The organism is Streptosporangium sp. NPDC002524, from assembly GCF_040295985.1.
GTDB lineage: Bacteria > Actinomycetota > Actinomycetes > Streptosporangiales > Streptosporangiaceae > Streptosporangium.
The window spans coordinates 285,058-309,023 of the sequence record NZ_JBEOWK010000007.1 but is presented as its reverse complement, the minus strand read 5'-3'; the positions used below and the strand labels follow the sequence as shown (position 1 = coordinate 309,023).

Annotated in this window: 21 protein-coding genes; 13 read left to right on the top strand and 8 right to left on the bottom strand. The window is 69.4% G+C overall.

Annotated elements, in window-relative coordinates; translation table 11 throughout:
• Positions 1–43: 43 nt before the first annotated feature.
• The 7 genes from ABT053_RS14890 (at position 44) to ABT053_RS14860 (ending at position 8,997) form a co-directional block, all read left to right on the top strand.
• A complete protein-coding gene (locus ABT053_RS14890) occupies positions 44–898 on the top strand; it encodes a helix-turn-helix domain-containing protein (protein WP_350969543.1) in 855 nt (284 codons plus the stop codon).
• Positions 899–1,323: 425 nt separating this feature from the next.
• The gene (locus ABT053_RS14885; protein ID WP_350969542.1) at positions 1,324–1,950 is read left to right on the top strand and encodes a hypothetical protein; all 627 of its coding nucleotides are present in this window, start codon (positions 1,324–1,326) and stop codon (positions 1,948–1,950) included.
• A gap of 105 nt (positions 1,951–2,055) precedes the next feature.
• Positions 2,056–3,105, top strand: a complete 1,050-nt coding sequence (locus ABT053_RS14880) for a phosphotransferase family protein (protein WP_350969541.1) — start codon at positions 2,056–2,058, stop codon at positions 3,103–3,105.
• A gap of 37 nt (positions 3,106–3,142) precedes the next feature.
• Entirely contained in the window at positions 3,143–4,162 is a 1,020-nt protein-coding gene (locus ABT053_RS14875; RefSeq protein WP_350969539.1) for a sigma-70 family RNA polymerase sigma factor, read from the top strand.
• Positions 4,163–4,322: 160 nt separating this feature from the next.
• Positions 4,323–5,084, top strand: coding sequence for an SDR family NAD(P)-dependent oxidoreductase (locus tag ABT053_RS14870; RefSeq protein WP_350969538.1), 762 nt, complete (start codon positions 4,323–4,325; stop codon positions 5,082–5,084).
• A gap of 392 nt (positions 5,085–5,476) precedes the next feature.
• Positions 5,477–7,726 (top strand): glycoside hydrolase domain-containing protein, encoded by a 2,250-nt coding sequence (locus ABT053_RS14865; protein ID WP_350969653.1) that lies wholly within the window; start codon positions 5,477–5,479, stop codon positions 7,724–7,726.
• On the top strand, positions 7,723–8,997 hold the full coding sequence (locus ABT053_RS14860; RefSeq protein WP_350969537.1) for a glycosyltransferase: 1,275 nt from the start codon (positions 7,723–7,725) through the stop codon (positions 8,995–8,997). Before ABT053_RS14865 ends, ABT053_RS14860 begins: the two co-directional genes overlap by 4 nt.
• A gap of 335 nt (positions 8,998–9,332) precedes the next feature.
• Here ABT053_RS14860 and ABT053_RS14855 read toward each other — a convergent pair whose 3' ends face one another.
• On the bottom strand, positions 9,333–10,085 hold the full coding sequence (locus tag ABT053_RS14855; protein ID WP_350969535.1) for a hypothetical protein: 753 nt from the start codon (positions 10,083–10,085) through the stop codon (positions 9,333–9,335).
• Positions 10,086–10,473: 388 nt separating this feature from the next.
• On the opposite strand from ABT053_RS14855, the gene ABT053_RS14850 reads away from it, so the two are divergent.
• Entirely contained in the window at positions 10,474–10,836 is a 363-nt protein-coding gene (locus ABT053_RS14850) for a nuclear transport factor 2 family protein (RefSeq protein WP_350969534.1), read from the top strand.
• A gap of 271 nt (positions 10,837–11,107) precedes the next feature.
• Here the strand turns inward: ABT053_RS14850 and ABT053_RS14845 are convergent, their stop codons facing one another.
• Positions 11,108–11,548: a DUF6294 family protein gene (locus ABT053_RS14845; RefSeq protein ID WP_350969533.1), complete on the bottom strand. Its 441-nt coding sequence runs from the start codon at positions 11,546–11,548 to the stop codon at positions 11,108–11,110.
• A 130-nt stretch (positions 11,549–11,678) separates the two neighbouring features.
• Between ABT053_RS14845 and ABT053_RS14840 the strand changes: the two genes are divergently transcribed.
• The 4 genes from ABT053_RS14840 to ABT053_RS14825 all read left to right on the top strand — a co-directional run bounded on the left by ABT053_RS14840 (position 11,679) and on the right by ABT053_RS14825 (position 14,994).
• Positions 11,679–12,404 carry a response regulator transcription factor gene (locus ABT053_RS14840; protein WP_350969532.1) on the top strand — a complete coding sequence of 242 codons (726 nt, stop codon included), beginning with the start codon at positions 11,679–11,681 and terminating at the stop codon, positions 12,402–12,404.
• A 266-nt stretch (positions 12,405–12,670) separates the two neighbouring features.
• Positions 12,671–13,339, top strand: a complete 669-nt coding sequence (locus ABT053_RS14835; RefSeq protein WP_350969531.1) for a hypothetical protein — start codon at positions 12,671–12,673, stop codon at positions 13,337–13,339.
• Positions 13,340–13,701: 362 nt separating this feature from the next.
• Positions 13,702–14,085 carry a hypothetical protein gene (locus ABT053_RS14830; RefSeq protein WP_350969530.1) on the top strand — a complete coding sequence of 128 codons (384 nt, stop codon included), beginning with the start codon at positions 13,702–13,704 and terminating at the stop codon, positions 14,083–14,085.
• A 663-nt stretch (positions 14,086–14,748) separates the two neighbouring features.
• Positions 14,749–14,994 (top strand): hypothetical protein, encoded by a 246-nt coding sequence (locus tag ABT053_RS14825; RefSeq protein ID WP_350969529.1) that lies wholly within the window; start codon positions 14,749–14,751, stop codon positions 14,992–14,994.
• On the opposite strand, the gene ABT053_RS14820 is transcribed toward ABT053_RS14825, so the two are convergent.
• The 3 genes from ABT053_RS14820 to ABT053_RS14810 form a co-directional block, all read right to left on the bottom strand.
• Positions 14,962–15,195 (bottom strand): helix-turn-helix domain-containing protein, encoded by a 234-nt coding sequence (locus ABT053_RS14820; protein WP_502991759.1) that lies wholly within the window; start codon positions 15,193–15,195, stop codon positions 14,962–14,964. The genes ABT053_RS14825 and ABT053_RS14820 overlap by 33 nt on opposite strands.
• 757 nt (positions 15,196–15,952) lie before the next feature.
• Complete coding sequence (locus tag ABT053_RS14815) at positions 15,953–16,240, bottom strand: helix-turn-helix domain-containing protein (RefSeq protein WP_350969527.1); 288 nt, start codon at positions 16,238–16,240, stop codon at positions 15,953–15,955.
• 93 nt (positions 16,241–16,333) lie between these two features.
• Entirely contained in the window at positions 16,334–17,221 is an 888-nt protein-coding gene (locus ABT053_RS14810; protein ID WP_350969526.1) for a coiled-coil domain-containing protein, read from the bottom strand.
• Between the two features lie 436 nt (positions 17,222–17,657).
• On the opposite strand from ABT053_RS14810, the gene ABT053_RS14805 reads away from it, so the two are divergent.
• Entirely contained in the window at positions 17,658–19,091 is a 1,434-nt protein-coding gene (locus ABT053_RS14805) for an aldehyde dehydrogenase (protein WP_350969525.1), read from the top strand.
• A 361-nt stretch (positions 19,092–19,452) separates the two neighbouring features.
• Here ABT053_RS14805 and ABT053_RS14800 read toward each other — a convergent pair whose 3' ends face one another.
• From ABT053_RS14800 to ABT053_RS14790, 3 genes are all read right to left on the bottom strand, one after another.
• On the bottom strand, positions 19,453–20,772 hold the full coding sequence (locus ABT053_RS14800; protein ID WP_350969524.1) for an acetate/propionate family kinase: 1,320 nt from the start codon (positions 20,770–20,772) through the stop codon (positions 19,453–19,455).
• Positions 20,773–20,855: 83 nt separating this feature from the next.
• The gene (gene pta, locus ABT053_RS14795; RefSeq protein WP_350969523.1) at positions 20,856–22,898 is read right to left on the bottom strand and encodes a phosphate acetyltransferase; all 2,043 of its coding nucleotides are present in this window, start codon (positions 22,896–22,898) and stop codon (positions 20,856–20,858) included.
• A gap of 99 nt (positions 22,899–22,997) precedes the next feature.
• Complete coding sequence (locus ABT053_RS14790; protein ID WP_350969522.1) at positions 22,998–23,756, bottom strand: alpha/beta hydrolase; 759 nt, start codon at positions 23,754–23,756, stop codon at positions 22,998–23,000.
• Positions 23,757–23,966 lie beyond the last annotated feature (210 nt).

Genomic DNA, 23,966 nt, shown 5'->3' with positions numbered 1-23,966 from the left:
GCAGGGCCACGACCCCGGCGGCCACGACTGTTACGTTCGAAACGTGAGCGACAACGAGCTGGGCATGTTCCTGCGCATCCGCCGTGAAGCCGTCACCCCCGCCGAGGTGGGGCTGCCCACCGGCCCCCGCCGCCGCACGCCGGGCCTGCGCAGGTCCGAGCTGGCCACGCTCGCCGGAGTCAGCGTCGAGTACCTGACCCGGCTCGAACAGGGACGCGACCGCCGCCCGTCCGCCCCCGTGCTCTCCGCGCTGGCCGGCGCGCTCCGGCTCACCACGAGCGAACGCGTCCACCTGCACCGGCTCTCCAAGGCGGCCGACGGCGGCTTCACCTGCATGGGCGCCACGATGCCGGCCCGCGCGGTCCGTCCCACCGTGCGGGCGCTGCTCGACCGGCTGGAGCCCGCCCCCGCCCTGCTGCTCAACCGGCTGAGCGAGATCCTCGCCTGGACGGCGGGCTACGAACGGCTGATGGGCCCGATCGGCCTGCTGGACGGCAGCCCTCCGAACCTCGCCCGCTTCGTGTTCGCCGACAGCCGGGCGCGGACCGCCTACCCCGACTGGGACCGGGTCGCCGACGAACAGGTCGCCGCCCTCAAGCAGGGGCCGTTCCGGGCGGACTGGCACATCGCCACGCTGGCCGACGAGCTGGCCGTCACCGCCGGGGCGGCCTTCTCCGGGCGGGTGGAAACCCTGCCCGGCCTCCCGGACTCCAGCGGCGTCACGCGGCTGGTCCACCCCGACGCGGGTGAGCTGCGCCTGGCGTACGAGACCCTCGAACTGCCCGCCGACGACGACCAGCGCCTCATCGTCCACCTCCCCGCCGACAGCGCCACCTCCGCCGCGCTCGACCGCCTCGCCGGACGCCACCCGGGCGCCCTGCGCGCGGTCTCCGGCTGACGCGCGACCCACCGCCCCCCGCCGGTACGGCCGGGTGGGCACGCGAGGAAACCGCCACGTGAGCCCGTACGTGAAAACACACCGGCTGGATACGCCGGGACATCACCGGGTGAGCACGTACGTGAGGACACGCCGGGTGAGCACGCGAGGACATCGGCAGGTAGGCGTGTGAGGACGGTGCCGGGGCCGCGCGTCTATCAGCGTGGCTCCCTCCGTTGTGCGCCCCGACCGACATAATCGAGACGATCAGCCTGGTCAGGCCGCACGCGTGATGCCCTCGTCCGGGCCGTCCCCGGCAGGTCCCCTCCACCGACACCCATGTCACACCACGTGACGACCGTACGACGACCCGGGCGTCCGGCAGGAGGGAGGAACGCGTGCGTCTCGCCGTACGAGTCACACGAATCGGAGTGGCGGCCGTCCTCATGACGGGCCCGAGCAGCCCGGCCCCGAACAGCCAGGCCCCAAGTAGCCAGGCCGAGCCGATCGCCCCGCCCCCGCTCCAGCCCGCACCCACACCCACCGTGGTCAACGTCACCCCCACTCCCACCCCCATGGCAGCGGCCACCCCCACCCCCGTGGCCAGTGCGAGCTCCAGCGCCTCCGCCACCGCGACCGCGACCCTCACCACCAGGACCGACCACACGGTCTCGCTGCCCCCGTTCGGAGGCAGGAACACCATCCCCCCGTGGCTGAAGAACGTCCCCTCGCTCCGCGTCCTCCCCCTGTGGCCCCGCCAGGCCAGCCACGTCCGGATATTCGTGCACTGCCCCCCGAAGTCGAACCACGCGCTCATCGGCTCCACCGCGTTCAACCTGAAGGGGTCGAGACGCCTCTACCGGGAGGTGGGGCTGGGACTCTCCGACCGGGGGCTGGGGCACCGCGCCGCGTCCATCTCCTACTTCGCCCTGCCGGGGTTCCACGAGGCGTGCCTGAAGTGCGTGAAGGTCACGATGAACCAGGAGACCCGCATCAGGCGGATCCGGGTGCTCGGCCGGGACTCCGTCCCCCTCTACGTGCGAAGGTTCAGCATCTGGCAGTTCTTCGACTAGCGCGTGTCCCCTCCCGGCCCGACGTGTTCGGCCGCGGGCGATGATTTCCCGGACTTCCGCGGGTTGTACCCGGTGACGGATCCCATCGGCTCGCGGGAGGCAGGCATGTCAGGCACGGAGAACCCGGAGGCGGACCCCGGGCACGGAACCGCGCTCTGGTCGTCGGCGGCCTGGCGGCGGAGCGCGGTGTCGTGGCTGGACGAGCGGCTCGCCGCGGCGGGGATCGAACGGACCGGCGAGGTCGCCCAGCCGCACCTGCGGCCGTGGGGGACGGTGCTCAGGGCGCCCACCACCCGCGGCCCGGTGTGGCTGAAGGCCCCCGGGCCGGGCACCGCGTTCGAAGTGGGGCTCTACCGGCTCCTGCTGCGGGTCGTGCCGGAGCGGATCCCGCCCCCGATCGCCGTCGACGTCGAGCGCGGCTGGGTCGTGCTGCCCGACGGCGGGACACCCCTCGGGGAGCTCCTGGACGGGCCCGCCCTGGCCGACGCCCTGGTGACGATCCTCCCGGAGTACGGCCGGCTGCAGCGCGACCTCATGCCGCACGTCCAGGACCTGCTGGCTCTCGGCGTCACCGACATGCGCGCCGCCGTCATGCCGCGACGCTTCGACGAGGCGGCGCACGCGGTCGGGGAGTACGTGGAGCGGTACGGCGACCCGTCCGACAGGGAGACCCACCGGCGCGCGACCGCCATGCGCGCCGCCTTCGTCTCGTGGAGTGAGCGGCTCGCCGCCGCGTCCGTACCGCCGAGCCTGGACCACAACGACCTGCACCCCTGGAACATCCTGGTGACCGGGACGCCTCCGGCCCAGCGGGTGCGGTTCTACGACTGGGGAGACAGCGTCGTGGCCCACCCGTTCGCCGGCATGCTGGTCGCCCTGGGATTCCTGCGCTCCCGGCTGGGGGTCGCCCCCGACGACCCGGCGATCCTGCGCCCCAGGGACGCCTACCTGGAGGTGTTCGGCGACCTCGCGCCGCGCGCGGAGCTCGTCGAGGAGCTGGAGCTGGCCTGCCGGGTCGGCAGGATCGCCCGCACCCTGGTCTGGGAGCGGTCGGTCCGCGCCCAGGGCCACGCGCGGGCGGGCGAGTTCGCGAGGGCGCCGCTGAACTCCTTCGCGTCCCTGCCCGCGGACTCGTGGATCGCGCTTGGCGCCTGATCCCACCCGCCGGGGCTCACCGGTAGGGTTCCGCGAGATGAGCGAGTCCGAGTGGGGATCCGGGACCGACGCGCCCCGGGCGCGGCTGCTGGACGCCGCGCGGAAGGGTGACTCCGACGCCTTCGGGCACCTGGTCGACCCGTTCCGCGGCGAGCTGCACGCGCACTGCTACCGGATGCTCGGATCGGTCCACGACGCCGAGGACGCCCTCCAGGAGGCACTGGTACGCGCCTGGCGGGGCCTGGAGCGGTTCGAGGACCGCGGCTCGATCCGGTCGTGGCTGTACAGGATCGCGACCAACAGGTGCCTGACGCTGATCGAACGCCGGGGCCGCCGGGAGCTGCCCACCGACTTCAGCCCGGGGGCCGCGCCGCTCGCCGAGACCTCGTGGGTCGAGCCGTACCCCGACGAGAGGCCGGGCCCCGAGGCCCGCTACGTGGCGCGCGAGGGGATGGAACTCGCCTTCGTCGCCGCGCTCCAGCACCTGTCGGCCCGCCAGCGGGCCGTCCTGGTCCTGCGCGAGGTCCTCGGATTCTCGGCGCGCGAGGTCGCGGACCTGATGGAGACCACCGTCGCGTCGGTCAACAGCGCGATGCAGCGCGCCCGCAAGACCCTCGACACCCGGCTTCCCGGCACCGGCCCGCATTCCTCGGACGAGCTGGACGAGGAGGGGCTCCGGGAGCTGGCGGACCGGTACGCGACCGCGTGGGAGGCCGGGGACGTCGAGGCCATCGTGGCGATGCTGACCGACGACGCCAGGTACGCGATGCCGCCGCTGCCGGAATGGTACGAGGGTCACGAGGCGATCAGGGCCTTCCTGGTCGAGGGGCCGCTGACCTACCGGTGGCGCTTCCTGCCCGCGTACGCGAACGGGCAGCTCGCGTTCGGCACCTACGCGTGGGACGAGGACAGGAAGGTCTACGTCGCGCTGGGGCTCGACCTGCTCGCACCGCGCGGCACGAGGATCGCCGAGGTCGTCTCGTTCCTGACACCGGAGATCTTCCCCATGTTCGGCCTCCCCACCGAGATCGCGGACCGAGCGAACCAAGCGGACTGAGCAGACTGATCAGACCGAGCAGACCGATCCGGCTGACCCGACTGATCCGACGCCGGACGATCTCGATATCGGCTGATTCCCACCCCGGGCGATGAGTTCGGCGCCCTCCGCGGGTCGTACGGGATGAACGACCACCCGATCGGCACGCAGGAGGCAGGCCATGTTGCTCAAGGGCAGGAACGCGATCGTCTACGGCGGGGGCGGCTCGGTCGGAGGCGCCGTCGCCCGCGCGTTCGGCCGCGAGGGGGCCCGCGTCTTCCTCGCCGGACGGACGATGGCGACCCTGGAGAGGGTCGCCGGCCAGATCCGCGCCGCGGGGGGCGCGGCCGAGACCGCCGAGGTCGACGCGCTGGACGAGAGGTCGGTCGACGAGCACGCGGCCCACGTCGTGACCGAGGCCGGAAGCGTCGACGTGTCCCTCAACGTGATCGCGGACCGGGACGTGCAGGGAACACCGATGATCGACATGTCACCGGACGACTACCTGAGCCCGGTCGTGACCGCCGTGCGCTCGAAATTCCTCACGTCACGCGCGGCCGCCCGGCACATGGTCCGGCAGCGGTCGGGTGTGATCATGGCGTTCGGCGGGACGGGCGACCACGGCTCGGCGCGCCGCTACAGCCTGGGCGGCCTGCAGGTCGCGTTCGACGCGGTCGAGGCCATGCGACGCCAGCTGGCCGCCGAACTCGGACCGTACGGGATCCGCGTCGTCACCCTGCGGACCGGTGGCCTGCCCGAGACGATCCCGGCCGACTTCGACCAGCGCGAGGCCATCGAACGGGACATCGTCGGGCAGACCCTGACCGGGCGGGCGGCGTCACTGGAGGACGTCGGCAACGTGGCCGTCTTCGCCGCCTCCGACTGGGGCCGCACCATGACGGGAGCGGCGATCAACATCACCTGCGGCGCGGTCCTGGACTGACTGTCGCGGACCAACTGCCCCGAACCGACGATCCCGTCGTCTTCACCGCGCCCTCCGGCAGCCACGCGGCCGACCGGCTACGCGACCTCTCGGCCACCCGCCACACCAGATAACCGTCCGTCCACCACACCAGGTGACCGACCGGCCGCGCGACCTCTTAGCCGCCCACCATGCCAGGTGACCGACCGGCGTCGGCACACCGCCGATCACACGGCCGACGACGACCCGCCCGCGGAAGGCCGGAAACGCCCCGAAGCCCCCCGCCCCCATTCCCCGGCGACCGGGAAAGGCCCCTCACCTGCAAGAACAAGGCAGACCGGACAAGCCCGCGAAGCCTGTACGAAAAGAGGATTTCATCTCGCCGAAACCTACGACAACGTCACACTGGGTAGATTTCCGCCATCCTCGACAACGTTGACCCCTTCATCGGTACAGCGGCCACCGACCTGCCTCGGGCACACGGTCTGGCCGCTACTTGGTGGCGGCCGAAACCCCAGGTGGGCAACACCCACCCGGGCGCCACGTCGCCGCTGGGCATGGTCTCGGCCTGCGCCTACTCCGGCGCGTACCCGACCGGCTACGGAAGGTACACGAAGAACACCGAGGGCGTGCCTGAGGAGATGTTCGGGCGGCTGCAGGCGTCGGGGTTCAGCCATTTCCAGCAGTCCGGCACCGGCGCGATCCGCAAGTACTACAACTACGTCCGGGTCACCCCGATGGTGCAGCCGCTGGACGCGCTGGGAGAGTCCTGGCCGTTGCACGACGAGGTGGCCGAGGCGGGCTACTACGCGGCCACCCTCGACACCGGGGTCCGCTGCGAGCTCACCGTGGGCACCAAGGTCGCCGTCCACCGATACACGTTCCCCGAGCACAGCAGCGCCCGCGTGGTGATCGACCTGTCCTGCGGCGGCCTCGCCATCGAGCACGGCCGTACCGTGCCGTTGCGGGCGCAGGTGGAGAGCATGGGCCACGGCCGCGCCCAGGGCACGGTGGTGATGGAGGGCGTCCCGCTGTCGGTGTACCTGGACGTCGACAGCCCCGGCTGGCGGCAGATGCTCTGGTACGACCGCAGGCTCATCGACGGCGGCACCCGCCTGGACTTCGACAGCATCCGGCACACCACGCTGCGGCCCTTCGGCATGCTCTTCATGGGCCCGACCGAACCGGGGCAGACGATCGAGGTGCGCCTCGGGTTCTCGCTGCGCGGGTGCGACCAGGCACGGCAGAACCTGGAGAACGAGTGCGGGAACGCGCGGTCGGCGTTCGACGCGGTGCGTTCCCGGACCCGGGTCCGCTGGAGCGACCACCTCGACCGCGTCCAGGTCGAGGGCGGCACCCCGGCCCGCCGCACCGTCTTCTCGACGGCGCTCTACCACTCGCTGATCAAGCCGTGCTTCGCCGACGACGAGAGCCCGTTCTGGCCCAACTCCGGGCCGTTCGCGTTCGACGTGTGCACCATGTGGGACATCTACAAGACGCAGCTGCCGCTGCTCTCGGCCATCGTCCCCGACCGGGCCGCGGACCTGCTGGAGTCGCTGATCCGGGTCTGCGAGGAGGAGGGCAACTTCCCCGTCGGATACCGGATGGCCCGCGGCGCCGACCGCTTCTACCGCCAGGGAAGCGCGCTCGTGCACACCGCGCTGGCCGACGCCCACGCCCTCGGACGGGCGGGCCTCGACTGGAACTGGGCGCTCGTGCACATGGTCGACGACCTGCGGCGCCTGTACGGCGAGGACTTCTTCGAGCACGGGGTGGTCCACCCGATCACCCACACCCTCGACCTCGCCTACGGCTACCACTGCACCGCCCAGGTCGCCCGCGCGCTGAACGACCGGCGCCTCGCCGACGACCTCGACGAGCGCGGCCGCCAGTGGACCAACGCCTTCGACCCGAGCACGGGCCTGCTGCGCGACTCGGAGTTCTACGAGGGCGGCAAGTGGAACTACTCGTTCCGGCTGCTGCACGACATGGCCGCGCGGATCGCCCTGGCCGGCGGCGACCGGGCGTTCGCCGGCATGCTGGACCAGTTCTTCGGCTTCGGCGCCGCGCCGGTGACGCAGCCCGGCCTGCGCCCCCAGCTGGCGGAGATGGCCGCCGGATACGCCCTGAACCGGTTCGAGGGGCTGAACAACGAGCCCGACATGGAAGCGCCGTGGGCGTACCACTACGCGGGACGGCCCGACCGTACGGCCCAGGTGGTGCACGCGGCGCTGACCTGGCAGTTCGGCACCGGCCCCGGCGGGCTGCCCGGCAACGACGACTCCGGCGGCCTGAGCTCCTGGTACGTCTGGGCGTCGCTGGGGCTGTTCCCGATCGCCGGGCAGAACCTGTTCCTGGTCAACGCGCCCGCGTTCGCCAGGTCCGTGCTCAGGACCGGCGGCGGCGAGTTCGTCGTCGAGACCAGCGGGCACCGCGAGACGCCGATCGGTGTCGACGGCCTCGACCGCGACCTGCCGGCGCAGTACGTCCAGTCGGCGACCCTCGACGGCAAGCCTCTGCACGCAACGCACCTGAGCGCCGCCACCGTGCACCGGGGCGGCGTGCTGCACCTGCGGCTGGGCCCGGAACCGTCGGGGTGGGGGCGGGAGGTCCGCCCGCCGTCCCTTTCCGATCCGCCCGCCAAAACGAAGGAAACCCGATGACCAACCCCCGCCGCCGTCTCGTCATCGTGGTCAGGGCCGACCCGGTCATCTGCGGCCACTCCGGCGAGGCCCGCAACCTCGCCGAGGCCGCACTGACCCGCGGATACGACGACGTACGACTGCTGACCTGGACGATCCCGACGCTGCAGGCGGCCGGGCTGCCGCTCAAGCCGCTCGACCGGCTGCTGCCGTACAGCCCCGGGATCACCGTGGAGCGCCCGGAGCCGGTCGGTGACTACCGGGTGCCCGACGGGCGCCACCAGGCCGGGCTCACCGGCCGCCTCGTCGAGCTGCTCGCCGAGCCGGTGCCCACGACCTGCCTGTCCATGTACCTCGTCCCGCACACCTCGGTGGTCATGGACGCGGTCGGGGCCGCGCGCGCGGCGGGGTTCGCGCCCGACGTGCACACCGTCGCGAAGGCGGTCGGCTCCGACGTGACCAACGTGATCCGGTCGTGCCTGCGGGAGGGGCGGTTCGGCGCGGCGACCGTGCTGTTCACCACGTTCCTGGCCAACGACGAGGTCGTCGCGGTCTCCGAGTACACCCGCGAGGAGATCATCGCCTCGGCCGAGCAGGTGGACGCCCACTGCGGCACCGGGTTCGCCGAGCAGTGCCGGCGCCGGGTGACCGTCAGCTACCCGCCGATCGACTCCGGCGCCTTCCTCGACCTGGATCCGGCGGACGTGGACGCCGCGCTCGCGAAACGCGGCCTGGAGCGCGACGGCTACATCCTGTTCCTGTCCCGGGTGACCCGGGCCAAGGGCATCGACGACCTGATGGCCGCCTACGGCCGGATGCGCTGCCGGTCACGCGTGAAACTGGTCGTCGCGGGCACCGGGACCGCGCTGGAGGAGGTCCGGGCGCTGGCCAAGGAGGACGACCGGGTGATGGTCCTCACCGACGTAGACGACAACGAGAAACCGCTGCTCATGCGCGGCTGCGCGGCCTACGTCCTGCCGACCAAGCCCGAGCCCGACTTCGTCGAGACGTTCGGCATCGCCCTGGCCGAGAAGATGCTGGCCGGCGGCGGTCCGATCGTCACCACCATGACGGGCGGGACCCTGGAGGCGGTCGGCGACACCGCCGTCATCGTCGAGCCCCGGGACATCGGCGGCCTGGCCGAGGCCGTGGACCGGGTGGTCCTGGACATGTCCGCCGCCGAGCGGCAGGACCTTGAGCTCCGCGCCCGCACCCGCGCGATGGCCTTCGACCGCGCCGCGGTGTTCGACGGCCTGTTCCCCCAGGAGGCACTCACCGCCGGCGCCCGCTGACCCCGTCCCTGCGGCCCGCTCCTCGGTCTCATCCCGATCGTCCGTCGTCCGTCGTCCGTCGTCCGTCTCGTCGGCGCGGTTCCGGCGACCGGGCGGAGTGACGAGCGCAGTCACGAGCGGAGTCACGAGCGGAGTCACGAGCGGAGTCACGAGCGGGCCGGAACCCGCCGCCCCAGGGGCCTCAGGGGCCTGGCCGTTCCCCGGCCAGGCCCCGAACACGCGTCGAACTCGTCGACTACTCGTCAGACAGCGGGTACCGCCAGGGAAAGCCGCTCGTCAGGTGGCATGCCCCCAAGAGAAGCCGCTCGTCGGGCAGCAGATACCCCCAGGAGAAATCACTCGTCGGGCAGCAAGTACCGCCAGGAGAGCACGAAGAGCGTCCCCGAACCGGTCTTGAAGAGTGCCCTGCTGTGCTCCTGCTTGCCGGGCACCGCCTTGGTGATCGCGCTCACCACCGCCCCCTCGACGTCCTTCTGCCAGACCGGGTCCACCGTGCCCGAAGGCTCGGGGACCCCCGTGGGCCACGGCGCCGGCTCCCCCTCCGCCGACGCGGCCCCCTCCGCGACGACCCGGACCCGGGTGGAGACATAGTCGGTGCCCGAGGCGGCGGCCCGGGTCGCCAGGCCCTCCATCAGCTTCTTCGCGTCCAGAAGCCCCTTCGGGTAGAAGTCCGAGACCTGTTCCAGGGCCGGGACCCGGACCTCCAGCATCTTCCCGTCCTTCCCCCGCACCCCGAGGACGGTGGCCGGCACGTCCGTCACCATCGGCGCGCCCGGCCTGGGCGTCGCGGTCGGCGACTGCCCGGCCAGGTATGTCTCCATCGCCGCGACCGTCTCGCCCACCTCGGCATCGGTGATCCTCAACTGCCTGTTCGCGTCAGCGATCACCAGGCCGTCGCCGTACAGCACCACCCTCGGCGGGCGCAGCACGTTCGTGGTCGGGGTCACGAACCCGCCCTCGGCTCCCCACAGGGCGACCGGCTTCGCCGGCCCTTCGTCAACCGGCGTCGCCGACATGTCCGCCTCAGCTCCTCCACAGGCCGCGACCAGGGACAACAGCCCCACGAGCAGGGTCATTCGTAGTCTCATGCTCCAGGAACGTACCGCTCCCCCAGGTGGTTCAGCCGGTGTCGTACGAGGTCAGGCGGACACCGCGCACCGGCCCCCGTCGCGGAAGCCGGTCCCGTGCCCGCACCCGTTCGAGCCCGGCAGGGGCGGCACGGTTCCAGCGGAGTCCGGCGAAGGCGGCAGAGTCCAGCGGACCCCGGCGCACCGGCTCGCCTCGCCCCCGGAGCGCCCCGGCAAGGTGCGGATCGGCAACGAGGCCGTGAGCCCTTGGCGGGCCTTGCGGCAGCGATCTCCAGCCTCGGGGCACGCGCCTTCGTCGACGAGATACCCACCTTCGAGATAGTTGCGCGCCGCCGTTCGCCCCGTATCGTCCCCAGGAGTGATCCCGACCGCGTGAGGAAGGATCGGCGTGACCGACGATGCGGTGAGACGCGTTTTCGAGATAGTCGACTCGTTCGACCCCGATGAGTTCGTGCGGTTGCTGGCCGAGGACGCCACGCTGGTGTTCGGCAACGCCGAGCCGATGGCAGGCCGCGAGACCATCGCCGCCGGGCTGCGGGCGTTCTTCTCCACCATCGCCGGTCTGCGGCACCGCATCGTCAGGAACTGGCAGGTGGACGCCGACATCATCGCCGAGACCGAGGTGACCTACCGGCGGCTCGACGGCAAGGAGGCGAGCGTCGTGGCCGTATCGATCTGGCGCACCCGCGACGACGGCCTGATCACCGACTACCGCATATTCGTCGACCTCGCCCCTATATACGCGGTCTAAGACATATACGCGGTCTAAGACTCCACCGGGACCGCGTCCACGGGCGCGGCACCCGGCCTTCTCCCACGAGGGCTCCCCGGACTCGATCACGCGCCTGAGCGGAAGCCACGTGTCCTTTTCGCACTCCTCGCGGAACAAGGACGGAGGCCACCGCCGGCTTCGATAGCCACCTCGGCATGTTCGGGTCGGAATTCCAAACCGGTGATGACGCACCGTGGGCAAAGGCCCCCCGGCGACGGCCAGGAGGCCTGGATGCCCACGCCGTTCAGGCTCAGCAGTGCTTGCCCAGGGACATGCGCCGGATGAGGTTGAACTTGCGGGCGTCGAACCGGCCGGAGGCGAACCACCGGTATCGCTGGGTCTCGCTGGGCAGGTTCTTGACGAACTTGCCCCGGTCGGCGCGGTCCTGGACGCGGTCGTTGGTCACCACGCCGAGGACGGCGTTGCCGGCGTCCTTGAGATACGCCCACATCAGCCAGGCGTCGTTGTCGTCGCCGCTGGTGACCGTACCGTCGAACGTCGCCGTACCGTTCGAGTACAGGGTCCATCGCGCGCCCTCGAACATCGTGCAGTCCCCCACCGTCATCACCTTGTTCCAGGTGAAGGTCTTGGAGGCGAGCGCGTGAGCCGTCCCCGTGGCCGGAAGCGCCGGCCCGACGGTCAGGGCCAGAGTGACCGCGACCGCTCCCACCATCCTGCGGATATCACGCATGAGACTTTCCCCTTCGTTTTCGCTGGACGTTCTTCCACGAAATTGTTGGCACGCGCCGCATGCCGCGATATACGCGGAAGTACGTAGAGCCGCAGGGGGTCCGATGCTTTCCAGGAACAGGTATGACCAGGTGCTCGACCTGGCGGTGGAGCTGGTGGCCATGAATCCCGCCGAGATCGATTACGGCTGTATCGCCGAATTGCTCCAACAGGTGCTGGAGTGCCCCACGGCCACCTTCTCCGAGGTCAGCGGGGACGAGGTCACGGGGCTGGGGTGGCCCAAGACCCGCCTGCCGACCGCCACGATGACCGACGTCACCCGCCGCAACATGGAACGTCACCCGCTGATCCGGCATTACGTGCGAACCGCCGACCGCAGGCCGCTGGCCATCACCGATCTGATGAGCCTCAAACGCTGGCGCTCCTCGGCGACCGGTTCCGACATCCACGTCGTCACCGGTTTCTACGATCATCTGGCGCTTCCCCTGCTCTCCCCTCCGGGCACCATGCGGGCGTTCGCGCTGGGCAGGGAGGAGGGAACTTTCACGAAACAGGAACGCGAATTCATCGAAAGGCTTCATCCCCTACTGGTCGCGATGGATCACAAGACACGCCTGTCACGATCCCCCGCCGCACGAAGCCGTCTGACGCCGCGCGAGGAACAGGTTCTCGAACTCATCGCCGCCGGACTCACCCGCCAGGTCGCGGCGCGACGACTGAGGATCTCCGTCAGGACCCTGGACAAGCATCTCGAAGTGATCTATCGCAAGCTGGGGGTGAACAGCCACATCCAGGCGGCTCTCTGGCTGAACGCCTCCCGGGCGGAAAAGGCCTCAAGCTCCCCGAGCCTCCCGTGATCAGCCCTCCGGATACGACCATCCGGACCGGCGAGTCCCCTCTATGAGAATCACCGCCCCTTCCGGGACGTGCTCCCGGTACCGGACGTACTCGCCGTGGGCTGCTCCGGCATGAGGCGGTGCTTGCCAATGTGCCTTGCCAATGTGCGGGGACGCACGGCCCTGTTGCCGTGCTTCGCTGCCAGGCAGCTGAGCATCGCGACCCTCCCACCATCTGAGTACGGGAACGGATAGCTCGTGGAGCCCTCGTCCCCCACTCTCAAGGCATGGAGACGAATGTGTCGAAGGCGGCGGGCCTCACCCCGTTGCGTCCGCATCACACAGGGATGGCCGCCATCGTAGGCGCGGTCGCCGGAGCCGTAATCGGGCCCATGACATCAGCGATCTTCGGTCTGGGGATCGGCGGACTGGCCGTCGTCGGCGCCCTCTTCGGCGCCGTCGCCGGTGTCCTGGTCGGCATCGCCGCACGAGATCTGCTCACGCAGGGCACGCCTCGCCCCGAACACGCGGAGCATCGGGCGTCCTGGGCGACCACCGTGGCGGCGGCCTTCCTGATAGGCGGCGCGGTGTTGTCAGCGGTCCTTTGGGGCGTGGCTCGCCGCGAGGCCATGGGGATGGACGGGATCCTCGTCATGGTCTCACTCCCGCCGGTCGCGGTCCTCATCCTCGGCCTGGCAGCGCTCGCCGTGGGCGTCCTGCGTCGGCGGGCCACCGCCCGCTGGGCCGCGGTCGTCGTGTCGGCCTGCGCTTGCGCCGCCTTCCTCTCACAACTGCTGGCCGAACTGTCCCTCCTGGTACGAGGCCCAGGCTGGGCAGCCCACACCCAGAATCCCGAGTGGAGGATGTCCGTCCTTCAGGCGATGTTCTTCGTGGCAATCCCCATCGTGGTCACGGCTCTCCTGCTGTCCTCAGCGTCACGCCGCGATTTCAAGTAACCGCATGGGGGTCACAACCTATACCGAGTCATCCAACTATGTCCGAACATCCGGGTGGACAATTTGTGGGCTCAGAACATCGAGATCTGATCCGCCATGGCGACTGACCTGCGGTGATCTTCTGGAAGGTGTCCTGAACTGGGCTTTTGGCGTTCGCTGGTTCTCGTCGTTTCGCGCTGCTTCTCGTGCTCGTGTGCCCTGCGCTTTCCAGTTTGGAGGGCCGCCACCGCCCGGTCCGGCCATGCGAAAACCGCTCGATCATGAGACTGAGCGATGGCTACGCTGGCGAGCATCTCGCATCACCTGTCGCTGCCTTCGGTAATCTCACGGAGCAGGGACGAAACAAGGCAGGAGGCCGTTCTGTGGCGATCCCCAAAAAGGGCTCCAGGCTGATCACCGTCAACGGCATCGCCTACCGCTGGCGGATCCGCCACAAGCCCACGTACTCCCAGGCAAACAGCTGGGGATCACTGACCTACGCGGTGGAGCTGGCTGAGGAGCAGGGGCGGGTTCTCCTGGTGGAGCTCCCCTGTTCTCGACCGGACGCCTGGTTCGGAGAGCGAACAATGACCGTACGACCAACTCTCGTGGCGGCGACCATACGGAGAGCCCTTGACCGCGGCTGGGATCCATCACAGGCAGGCAGCGCCTTCACCCTCAACCTCACCGAGGATGAGCTGAGCGACGTGATGAACGGCCATCCGCCCTCTCACAAGATCTCTTTTAGACCCGTTTGGCCGATTTAAAAGACACCCGCTTTAAAAGAACGGTGGTCGTACGGCGGATTCATGCGGCGTGAACTGCGCTAACGTCACGCGAACCCGTAACGTTTACGAGATCATCCCGCACATGTCCCACACCTACCGAGATAGGTCACCATGTCACTGGTAACAGGTTGACCCGGCCTGCGAAACCGCCAAGATTCAAAACTCCAGATCGAAGGATTATGTTCCACCCTTGGTGATCTCGTGTGTTCATCCGAAACGTGTGGCCGCGATTCAGTCACACCCCTAAATCTAGGGTGAGCATCAGGATGCAATAGCGTCATGGACTCACCCAGGCGCGATCCTCTTTGGAACCGTTTACGCAGCGAAGAGCGAGGGCGCCTGCTCATTGGACGGATCAGTTACGCACTCCCTGCGGTGCTATCTTTCGGTTTATTCAGCTTCATCCTGTTTGTCATATGCTATTATTTTCTGGCATCGCTCACACTTTATGAATGGAAATGCATAGACCAAGAGTTTTACCTCCTGCTCGCGATCATCGTCACTGTGATGGGGATGTGGCTCAGTTACCGACGGCACGTGAAGAAATTTCAGAAAATGGGCATCTCTCTAGACGAACCAGCCAGTCACCTGCGGTAACGGGCTAAGCGCGCCGCCAATGCGATCGACGAAGCGGCGAAACTCATGGACGAACTCCGCCGCGACCTCTCCGCACAGCAGGCCGCCCGCGAAAAGCTCATCGCAGAGGCCGAGCACCAGCAACAACTCCTTGAAGTCAACGAGGAGGAAGCCGAGAAGATCCGACAAATCATCGTCGGCGAGACCCAACGGAGCGTCCGCAATCAACGCCTACGCGAATGGGGTTTCTTCCTCGCCGGTCTCGCCCTGTCGGTGCCCTTAAACATCCTGGCCGACCGGCTGGGCGGTTAGATCGAGGCGTCCGCCTTCAGCGGTCCGCAGCGCCACGCCAGCCTCCGCCAGCAGTCGGTGAACGAACTCGTACGAACGGCCCGCCGCTGTCGCCAGCATCCGGACAGACTTCCCTGCCAAGCACCGGGGCTTCATCTCAGCCACAAGATTCTCTCGCTCCGCGCCGCTCACCCGCACATGTTTCCTCAACAAACTAGCCATCAGCACATCCTTCCCATGCGCTCGCCTCACGCGGCCACCGCGAGTCGAGCCCTAGGCACATCTCGCCCAAGGAGGTTCAATAGTGCTATGAAGCATGACGCAACCGGCCAACGTGCCAGTCTCCCCAGCGCTTACCTCAACCGGTAACTGAGAATTTCTTATCGCTAATAGTGATGGCTTTGATCGGTGCGCCGGTCGCCATAACAGCCGTCTGGCTATCACTACATTTCTTGCCCCATTTAGAAGCTTGATACAAGGAGAACGTTCAATTCATAGTCACAGTCACTCTGACGAGAGAAGCTACAGAGATCGTTGAGTGGATTTTAATAGCCTCTGCCTCCATTGGTTTGTTAGCGCACCTTTATTGGAAATTAAGCAAGAAGACACAACTGCGTCGTAAGCAGATCGTAAATGAGGCGCAAGAAGTCGATGACTGGAAGGGATGGCTTCAACGAGACAATGACCTTCTTGTAATGCAGCTCCAGCGCGACTTGAAGTCCCAGTAAACCGCACTTCAATCGATCATCGACGAGATTGAAGAAAAGAAATTACTCTTGGAGGTCGAACCCGAGCAAGCCCGTAAGGTTCGTCAAATCCTCGACAAAGAATCTAAGGCGGCTCTCCGAGTCGAGCGTCGACGTCAATGAGTCTTCATCGCTCTCGGCGCAGCTGCGTCCATCCCTACTGGAGTTCTAGTTAGCTTCATAAGCTAACGCAACCCAATAACGATTGCACCCTTGCGCTTCTTTATCTGCGCTTAGGTCAGTGAGTCTGTCCAATTAACGGCCCAGCGGTGCGAGTAGACGGTGACGATCTCGGTCTCCGACACCGCGGCGGCCTGTTTGGGCGTCAGGGCGTTAGGCCACAGGTAGGCCTCTTCGGCGTCGAGGTACTTGGCGACGGCGAAGCGGTGCTTGCGGTACGGGGTGCGGCCTTGGGAGATCCACCGCTCCACGGTCTTGGCGTCCACCTCGATGGCCTCGGCCAGTTCGGCGATCGTCGTTCCCCGCTCCAGCAATGCCGTGCGCAACCGCTCGTTCGCCATCTCACCTGCCCGAAAAGGAGGGACGTCCAGGGACGTGGCAATCGTAGACCGGACGTCCTCGTCACGGCCGACACGCTCAGGAGGACCGGCGGCTCAGAACATCGAGATGTGGACGTGGTCGATGTGGTTGGCGGTGTTGCCGCCTCGGTTGGACATCATCTTCCAGCCGGCGCCGGTGCGGACGTCGTAGTACTTCTGCTGCCAGATGATGTACATGACCCCGAGGCGGTTGCCGTTGTCGATGGCCCACTGGGCCAGGCGGTTGCCGCGGTCCATGGCGTCCTCCGCGGGGACGCTGCCGCCGGTGCTCATCATGAAGTCGCAGGCCCGGCCGCTGCCGTGGTCGCCTGGGTCGCCGGAGCGCAGGCAGCCGTAGCCGTACGGCATGGGGAAGGTCTGCAGCACGAGGTTGCGCATGGTGATCGTACGGGGGGTGAGGCCGCCGCTGCCCGAGGGGGTCTGGAAGCCGTACTTGGCCAGGAGCTTCTCGATCCTGACCCGTTGCCGCTTGAGGTCGGCGATGTCCTTCTTGAGCTTGACGATCTTCGTGTCGGCGGACTTCTCGGCGGCCTTGGCCTTCTTGATGAGTTCCTTGACCCGGTTGAGCTGGGTGGCGCGGCGGCTGGCCAGGTAGGACATGGTCGCGGCCTGGCCGAGGGCCAGGTTGGCGTTGCCCTGGAAGCTCAGCAGGTTGCCGTCGTCGAGGGCGCCGCCCATGTAAGTGGTCTGGGCGAAGCGCACGACGTCGGTCTCGGCGTTGGCCAGGGCGCGCCTGAGGCTCTTGGCGTTGGCCGTGGCCTTGCTGGCCTGGACCCGGGTCTCCTCCAGGCTCTGCACCTGGCCGCGGTAGCTCTTGTTGAGCGCGGCGGCCTCCTGGGTCAGCTTCTTGAGCTCGGCCTCGGGGCTGGGTTTGGCGGCCCGGAGGGGGGCCGCACCGGCGACGGCGGGTGACAGGAGCAGCACGGTGAGTGCGACAGCCAATGCGGCTGCGCGAGTCGGCCTCACGCTTCGCTCACCTCCGGAGCCCCCTCATGGACGGAGCGAAACTATAGAAGACGATCTTGAAGCTCGCCACCGGAACGGAGGAACTCGCGCACCATTGATGAACTATCTACCGCTTTAGGGTGATTTAAACACGTACTACAGGACATGTCACTCCTGTCACTCCAGAGGATCCTCGCACAGAACACACCGCTCCATTCGCGGGACGAAGACGTCTCGGATCCAAGGCACCGGCACCTCCCGGCCCAAGGCGCGAGGGCGCCCCGGCTCGGGACACGAAGACCCGGTCACCCTTGTCATCAGCGACAGAACATGATTCGGTCTCAAGCAGCGGTGGGGCGCGTGGCGCCCCGCCCAGCGGATGAAACCGTCCGAGAATCGCGACTCTGGCCCGCCCACCAGGAGGCAACACATCATGCGCCAGCACGACACGCTCTTCATCGGAGGCGACTGGGTGGCCCCGGCCGGGACCGGCATCATCGACGTCGTCTCCCCCCATACCGAGGAGGTCGTCGGCCGGGTCCCCGACGGCACCCCCGCCGACATGGACCGGGCGGTGGCCGCCGCCCGCCAGGCGTTCGACCACGGCCCCTGGCCCAGGATGACGATGGCCGAGCGCGCGGCCGTCGTCGGCAGGCTCGCCGAGATCTACGCGGCCCGCCAGGGCGAGATGGCCGAGCTCATCACCCTGGAGATGGGTTCCCCGATCACCTTCTCCCAGCTGGCGCAGGCCCCGCAGCCGCTCGGCATGCTCCAGTACTACGCCGAGCTGGGCAGGACCTTCCCCGTCGAGGAGGAGCGTCCCGGCACCTTCGGCACCGTGACCGTCCGCCGCGAGCCGGTGGGCGTGGTCGCCGCCGTGGTCCCGTGGAACGTCCCGCAGTTCGTCATCATGATCAAGCTGGCCCCCGCCCTCGTCGCGGGGTGCACGATCGTGGTCAAGCCCGCGCCCGAGACCCCGCTCGACTCCTACCTGCTGGCCGAGATGGTCAAGGAGGCGGGCATCCCCGACGGCGTCGTCAACATCGTCGCCGCCGGGCGCGAGACGAGCGAGTACCTGATCTCCCACCCGGACGTGGACAAGGTCGCCTTCACCGGTTCCACCGCCGCCGGGCGGCGCATCGCGGCGATCTGCGGCGAGCAGCTCAAGCGGTGCACCCTGGAGCTGGGCGGCAAGTCCGCGGCGATCATCCTGGACGACTGCGACCTGCCCTCCGCGATGGGCTTCCTGTCGATCGCCTCGCTGATGAACAACGGCCAGGCCTGCGTCGCCCAGACCCGCATCCTCGCCTCGCGCAACCGCTACGACGAGGTCGTGGACGCGGTCTCGGCGATGGTACGGGGCATGCCGGTCGGCGACCCGTCCGACCCGGCGACCGGCATCGGCCCGATGGTCGCCAAGCGGCAGCAGGAGCGGGTCGAGGGCTACATCAGGATCGGCATCGACGAGGGCGCCAAGCCGGTCGTCGGCGGCCTGGAGCGCCCCCACGAGCGTGGCTGGTACGTGGCCCCGACCGTCTTCGCGGGAGCCACCAACGAGATGCGCATCGCCCGCGAGGAGATCTTCGGGCCGGTCCTGGCGGTGATCCCGTACGAGGACGAGAAGGACGCGATCCGGATCGCCAACGACAGCGACTACGGCCTGGCCGGGACGGTGTGGACCGCCGACACCGAGCACGGCATGGACGTCGCCCGCCAGGTGCGCGCCGGCACCTACGGCGTCAACCTCTTCATGATCGAGAACAGCTCGCCCTTCGGCGGCTTCAAGGGCAGCGGCCTCGGCCGCGAGCTGGGCCCGGAGGGGTTGTCGGCCTACTTGGAGTACAAGTCGATCGCCCGCCTGGGCTGAGGCCGGGACCGGAGCTGAGACCGGGATCGGGACCGGGGCTGAGGCCGGGACCGGGACTGAGACCAGGATCGGGACTGAGAGCGGGACGAGGCCGCACGGCCCGAATCGGCGCCCCGGGGCCGAGACCCGCCTCGGGCCCGCACTTCAGGGCAAACCGGAGAAAGAACATTCAGGTGTGCCCGTACGGCTCGCGACGAGCCGTACGGGCACAGCGCCGGACGGACCGCCCAGCGCACCCCCGCGACGCTGGGCGACCGTCCGACCACAAGAAGTATGTCCCACGACGAGCGCCGAGCGATGGTTCGGGTCCCGCGGACTTCTCCCGGCGGATTCCATTCATCCGCTGCCTGGTAGACGTCTTTTATCCGCGATTGGTTCTGGAAACAACGAAAAGAGTTTGCCGGGCGATCTCTAACTCCTCGTCCGTGGGGATCACCGCGACCTTCACCGCCCCGCCGTCGGCGGAGATCAGCGTGTCGCCGCGCGCGTTGCGTACCGGGTCCACGGCGATGCCGAGCGCCCCGAGACCGGCCAGCGCCCGCTCCCTGACCAGGGCGGAGTTCTCCCCGACGCCGCCGGTGAAGGCGATGACGTCGACCGTGCCGAGGACGGCGTAGTAGGCGCCGACGTACTTGCGGAGCCGGTGGCAGTAGACCGACACGGCCAGCTCGGCGTCCGGGTCGCCCTCGGCCAGCCGCTCCGTCACCGCGCGCATGTCGTTGTCGCCGCAGAGCCCGAGCACGCCGCTGCGGCGGTTGAGCAGCGTGTCGATCTCGTCGAGGGACATGCCTCCCGTACGCGCCAGGTAGAGGACCACCGCCGGGTCCAGGTCACCGCTGCGGGTCCCCATGACGAGGCCTTCGAGCGGGGTCATGCCCATCGACGTGTCCACGCACCGCCCGGCGGACACCGCCGAGGCGCTGGCCCCGTTGCCGAGGTGCAGGACGATCACGTTGGCCCCGGGCCCGCCCGCCAGGAGGGCGGCCTCGCGGGAGACGTACGCGTGTGAGGTGCCGTGGAAGCCGTACCGCCGCACCCCCAGCCGCGCGGCCACCTCGCGGTCGATCGCGTACGTCGAGGCGGCCGGGGGGATCGTGGCGTGGAAGGCGGTATCGAAGACGGCGACCTGCGGCAGGCCGGGGCGGAGCCGCCTGGCGACCTCGATGCCCGCCAGGTTGGCGGGGTTGTGCAGGGGCGCGAGCGGGACGAGCTCCTCGATCCCCCTGACCACCTCGTCGGTGATCAGCGTGGGCCGGGTGAAGGCCGTGCCCCCGTGCACCACCCGGTGCCCGATCGCGGTGAGCTCGGGCGAGTCGAGCCCCAGGCCGTCGGCGGCCAGCCGGGCGGCGACGGCCTCCAGCGCCGCCCGGTGGTCGGGGACCGGGGAGCCCGGCTCGCCGATGCGCTCCACCGTTCCCGAGGCCAGCCTCTCGGCGCCGGACAGGAGCCGGTACTTCAGGGAGGAGGACCCGGAGTTGAGGACCAGCACCCTGCCGCGCTCCCCGCCCGGGTCGCCCGGACCACCCGGGTCACTCCCCCCGCCGGGGTCGCCCGGGTCGCTCGGGGCGTCCGGGCCGTCCAGGGCATCGCCCCGGGGCCCCAGGACCGGGCCGCTCCCCCGGTTCGGACCGTGCAGGTCGTCCGGGCCGCTCGGGGCACCGCCCCCGCCCGGGCCGCTCAAAGCACCGTCCCGGCCCCGGCCGGATCGGTCCCCCGGAGCGCCGTTCCGCCCGGGGCTCCCGTCCGTCCGCGCGCCTCGCTCGCTCACGGGGTGACCTCCTGGGCCTGTACGGCGGTGATGGCGACGGTGCTCACGATGTCGGTGACCAGGGCCCCGCGCGACAGGTCGTTGACCGGCCTGCGCAGCCCCTGCAGGACCGGCCCGACCGCGACGGCTCCGGCCGAGCGCTGCACTGCCTTGTAGGTGTTGTTGCCGGTGTTCAGGTCGGGGAAGATCAGCACGGTCGCCCGGCCCGCGACCTGTGAGCCGGGCAGCTTGGCGGCCGCGACCCTGGCGTCCACCGCCGCGTCGTACTGGACGGGACCCTCGACGAGCAGGTCGGGCGCCCGTTCGGCGACCAGGGCGGTGGCGGCGCGGACCTTGTCGACGTCGGCGCCGCTGCCCGACTCGCCGGTGGAGTAGGACAGCATCGCGATCCTCGGCTCGACGCCGAACCGCCTCGCCGTACGGGCCGAGGAGATCGCGATGTCGGCGAGCGTCTCGGCGCCGGGGTCGGGGTTGATCGCGCAGTCGCCGTAGACGAGGACCCGGTCGGCCAGGCACATGAAGAACACCGAGGAGACGACCGAGGTGTCGGGAACCGTCTTGATGATCTGGAAGGCGGGCAGGATCGTGGCGGCCGTGGTGTGCGCGGCCCCGGAGACCATGCCGTGCACCAGGCCCCGGTGCAGCATCATCGTGCCGAAGAAGTTGACGTCGGCGACCACGTCCAGGGCCAGCTCGGAGGTCATGCCCTTGTGCGCCCTCAGCTCGGCGTACTCCTCGGCGAACGACTCCCGCAGCGGCGAGGTGAGCGGGTCGGCGACGGTCACGCCCGACAGGTCGAGGCCGAGGTCGCCGATCCGGCGCCGCACCACGTCCTCCCTGCCGAGGAGGGTGATGTCGACGATGCCGCGCCGCAGGAGGATGTCGGCCGCCCGCAGGATGCGGTCGTCCTCGCCCTCCGGCAGCACGATGTGCCGCCGGTCGGCCCGCGCCCGCTCCAGCAGGGTGTGCTCGAACATCATCGGGGTGACCCGCTCGGAACGGGTCAGCTCGATCCTGTCGGCCAGACCGGCCGCGTCCACGTGCGCCTCGAAGTGGCCGAGGGCCGTCTCGATCTTGCGCGGGTTGTCGGCGGTGAGCCGTCCCTCCAGCCCGGCCAGGGTGGTCGCCACCGTGAAACTGTCCGCCTCGGCCGCGAGCACGGGCACGCCGGGCGCCAGACGGGCTGTGAGCTCCCGTACGGCCTCGGTGGGCCTCTCCCCCACCGTGAGGACGACCCCGGCCGGTCTCGCCGTACCGGCCGCCTCGACGGCCAGCGAGACCAGCAGCAGGTCCGCGCGGTCGCCCGGTGTGATCACGAGCGCGCCGTCGGCGAGGTGTTCCAGGAACAGCGGGAGCGTGGCGCCGCCGAACACGAACCCAAGCACGTCGCGCTGCAGGCCCTCCTCGCCCTGGACCAGCTCGGCGTCCACGGCCCGCATGACCTGCCCGACGGTCGGCGCCGACAGCGACGGGTGCTCGGGGACGGCGTAGCGGGGCACCGGCAGGTCGCAGTCGATGACCGTGCCCGCGGGCACCCGGTTGGCGATCACCGCGAGCACCGTGCAGCCCAGGTCGGAGAAGACCTGGTAGCCGGTACGCATCTCCGTCGCGATCTCCTCGGCGTCGTCGCCGTGCGCGCCCACCACCACGATCACCGGGGCGCCGAACTCGGCGGCCAGGCGGGCGTTGAAGGCCAGCTCGCGCGGCAGGTCGTCGGTGTCGAAGGAGCTGCCGAGCACCAGCAGGGCGTCGCACTCGCGCTCCAGGGTGTGGAAGCGGGCGACCAGGCGGCCGATGAGCTCCTCGGCGCCCCGCTCGGCGTAGATCTCCGCGGCGTCCTCGGCGGTCACCCCGGTCGCCGAGGCGGCGGGGCGGTATCTGGCCTTGAGCAGCTCCAGGGTGCGGTCCTCACCGCTCCCGGTGATCGGCCGGAAGACCCCCGTGCGGTCGGCCCGCCCGGTCAGCAGCTCCATCAGGCCGAGCTCGACGATCTGCCTGCCGTCTCCCCGCCCAAGACCCGCAACGTAGATGCTCCGCATGTGTCCCTTTCCTCGCCGCCGCCCGCCGCCGTCACATCCACATCGCCGTCCGGTCAATCCTCACGAGGCCGTCCGGTCAATCCTCACGAGGCCGTCCGGTCAATCCTCACGAGGATAGACATTCTCCGGATGACCGGACCGGGCCGCCGCCCATCTCCCGATCCGGCGGACCAGCTCCGGGGTGGCCGCCGACTCCGCGTGGCCGAAGCCGGGCTCGATCCACAGCTCTTTCGGCTCGTTCGCGGCCTCGTAGATCTGGTACGCGTGGTCGAGGGGGAAGAACCGGTCCGCGTCGCCGTGCACGACCAGGAGCGGCGCCGGTGAGATCTTCGCGGCGGCCTCGTACGGCGCCAGCGGCAGCGGGTCCCACACGCCCTTCATGATCCGGGTGCGCTTGCCCAGCCGCGCGGCCAGCCGCCCGATCGGCCGCTCGATCGCCCAGTGCACCTGGCGCATCGGCCTGGTTCCCCGGTAGTACCAGCGCGCGGGCGCGCTCACCGACACCACCGCGTCCGGGCCGCCCATCACCCCCGCGTGCCGTACGGCCACCGCCCCGCCCATGGAGAACCCGACGGTCACGACCCGCCGGTAGCCGACCAGCCGCGCGTGCCGCACCGCCGCCTCCACGTCGAGGATCTCCAGGTCCCCCACGGTCGAGTGGCCCCCCGAGCGGCCGTGTCCCCTGAAGTCGAACGCCACCACCCCGCCGAACCCGCTGAGCACGTGGGCGATGCGGCGCGTGGCGCGGTCCCTGAGCGATCCGGTGAACCCGTGGGCCAGGACGATCCCGAGGTCGTCCGCGCCGCGCGAGGGGGTGTGGGCGGCGTCTATCCGCAGGTTGTCCCGGGTTCTGAGCATTACGGGAAACGACGGTGCGAGAGGCATGGATCCGAGCTTAGGGAGTGCCGGAGGCCCTGCCACGCCTCGCCCGCGCCCCCGGCGCGGCCCGCTCCCGCCGTACACGCCAAGGGTCCCGGCAGGGGGGTCGCGAAGGTGTCCGGAGGGTGAATTGGCGCACTTCATCTGCCGGAGGCGTGAGAGCGATTGTCCGGATCAACTAAAATGGGA

Excerpts from the sequence above, each read along its gene's own strand:
- ABT053_RS14885 (WP_350969542.1), top strand. The coding sequence starts at position 1,324 with ATGACGGGCCCGAGCAGCCCGGCCCCGAACAGCCAGGCCCCAAGTAGC.
- ABT053_RS14790 (WP_350969522.1), bottom strand. The coding sequence starts at position 23,756 with ATGCTCAGAACCCGGGACAACCTGCGGATAGACGCCGCCCACACCCCC.
- ABT053_RS14815 (WP_350969527.1), bottom strand. The coding sequence starts at position 16,240 with ATGGCGAACGAGCGGTTGCGCACGGCATTGCTGGAGCGGGGAACGACG.
- ABT053_RS14820 (WP_502991759.1), bottom strand. The coding sequence starts at position 15,195 with ATGGCTAGTTTGTTGAGGAAACATGTGCGGGTGAGCGGCGCGGAGCGA.
- ABT053_RS14825 (WP_350969529.1), top strand. The coding sequence starts at position 14,749 with ATGGACGAACTCCGCCGCGACCTCTCCGCACAGCAGGCCGCCCGCGAA.
- ABT053_RS14875 (WP_350969539.1), top strand. The coding sequence starts at position 3,143 with ATGAGCGAGTCCGAGTGGGGATCCGGGACCGACGCGCCCCGGGCGCGG.
- ABT053_RS14860 (WP_350969537.1), top strand. The coding sequence starts at position 7,723 with ATGACCAACCCCCGCCGCCGTCTCGTCATCGTGGTCAGGGCCGACCCG.
- ABT053_RS14870 (WP_350969538.1), top strand. The coding sequence starts at position 4,323 with ATGTTGCTCAAGGGCAGGAACGCGATCGTCTACGGCGGGGGCGGCTCG.
- ABT053_RS14855 (WP_350969535.1), bottom strand. The coding sequence starts at position 10,085 with ATGAGACTACGAATGACCCTGCTCGTGGGGCTGTTGTCCCTGGTCGCG.
- ABT053_RS14805 (WP_350969525.1), top strand. The coding sequence starts at position 17,658 with ATGCGCCAGCACGACACGCTCTTCATCGGAGGCGACTGGGTGGCCCCG.
- pta (WP_350969523.1), bottom strand. The coding sequence starts at position 22,898 with ATGCGGAGCATCTACGTTGCGGGTCTTGGGCGGGGAGACGGCAGGCAG.
- ABT053_RS14880 (WP_350969541.1), top strand. The coding sequence starts at position 2,056 with ATGTCAGGCACGGAGAACCCGGAGGCGGACCCCGGGCACGGAACCGCG.
- ABT053_RS14835 (WP_350969531.1), top strand. The coding sequence starts at position 12,671 with ATGGAGACGAATGTGTCGAAGGCGGCGGGCCTCACCCCGTTGCGTCCG.
- ABT053_RS14845 (WP_350969533.1), bottom strand. The coding sequence starts at position 11,548 with ATGCGTGATATCCGCAGGATGGTGGGAGCGGTCGCGGTCACTCTGGCC.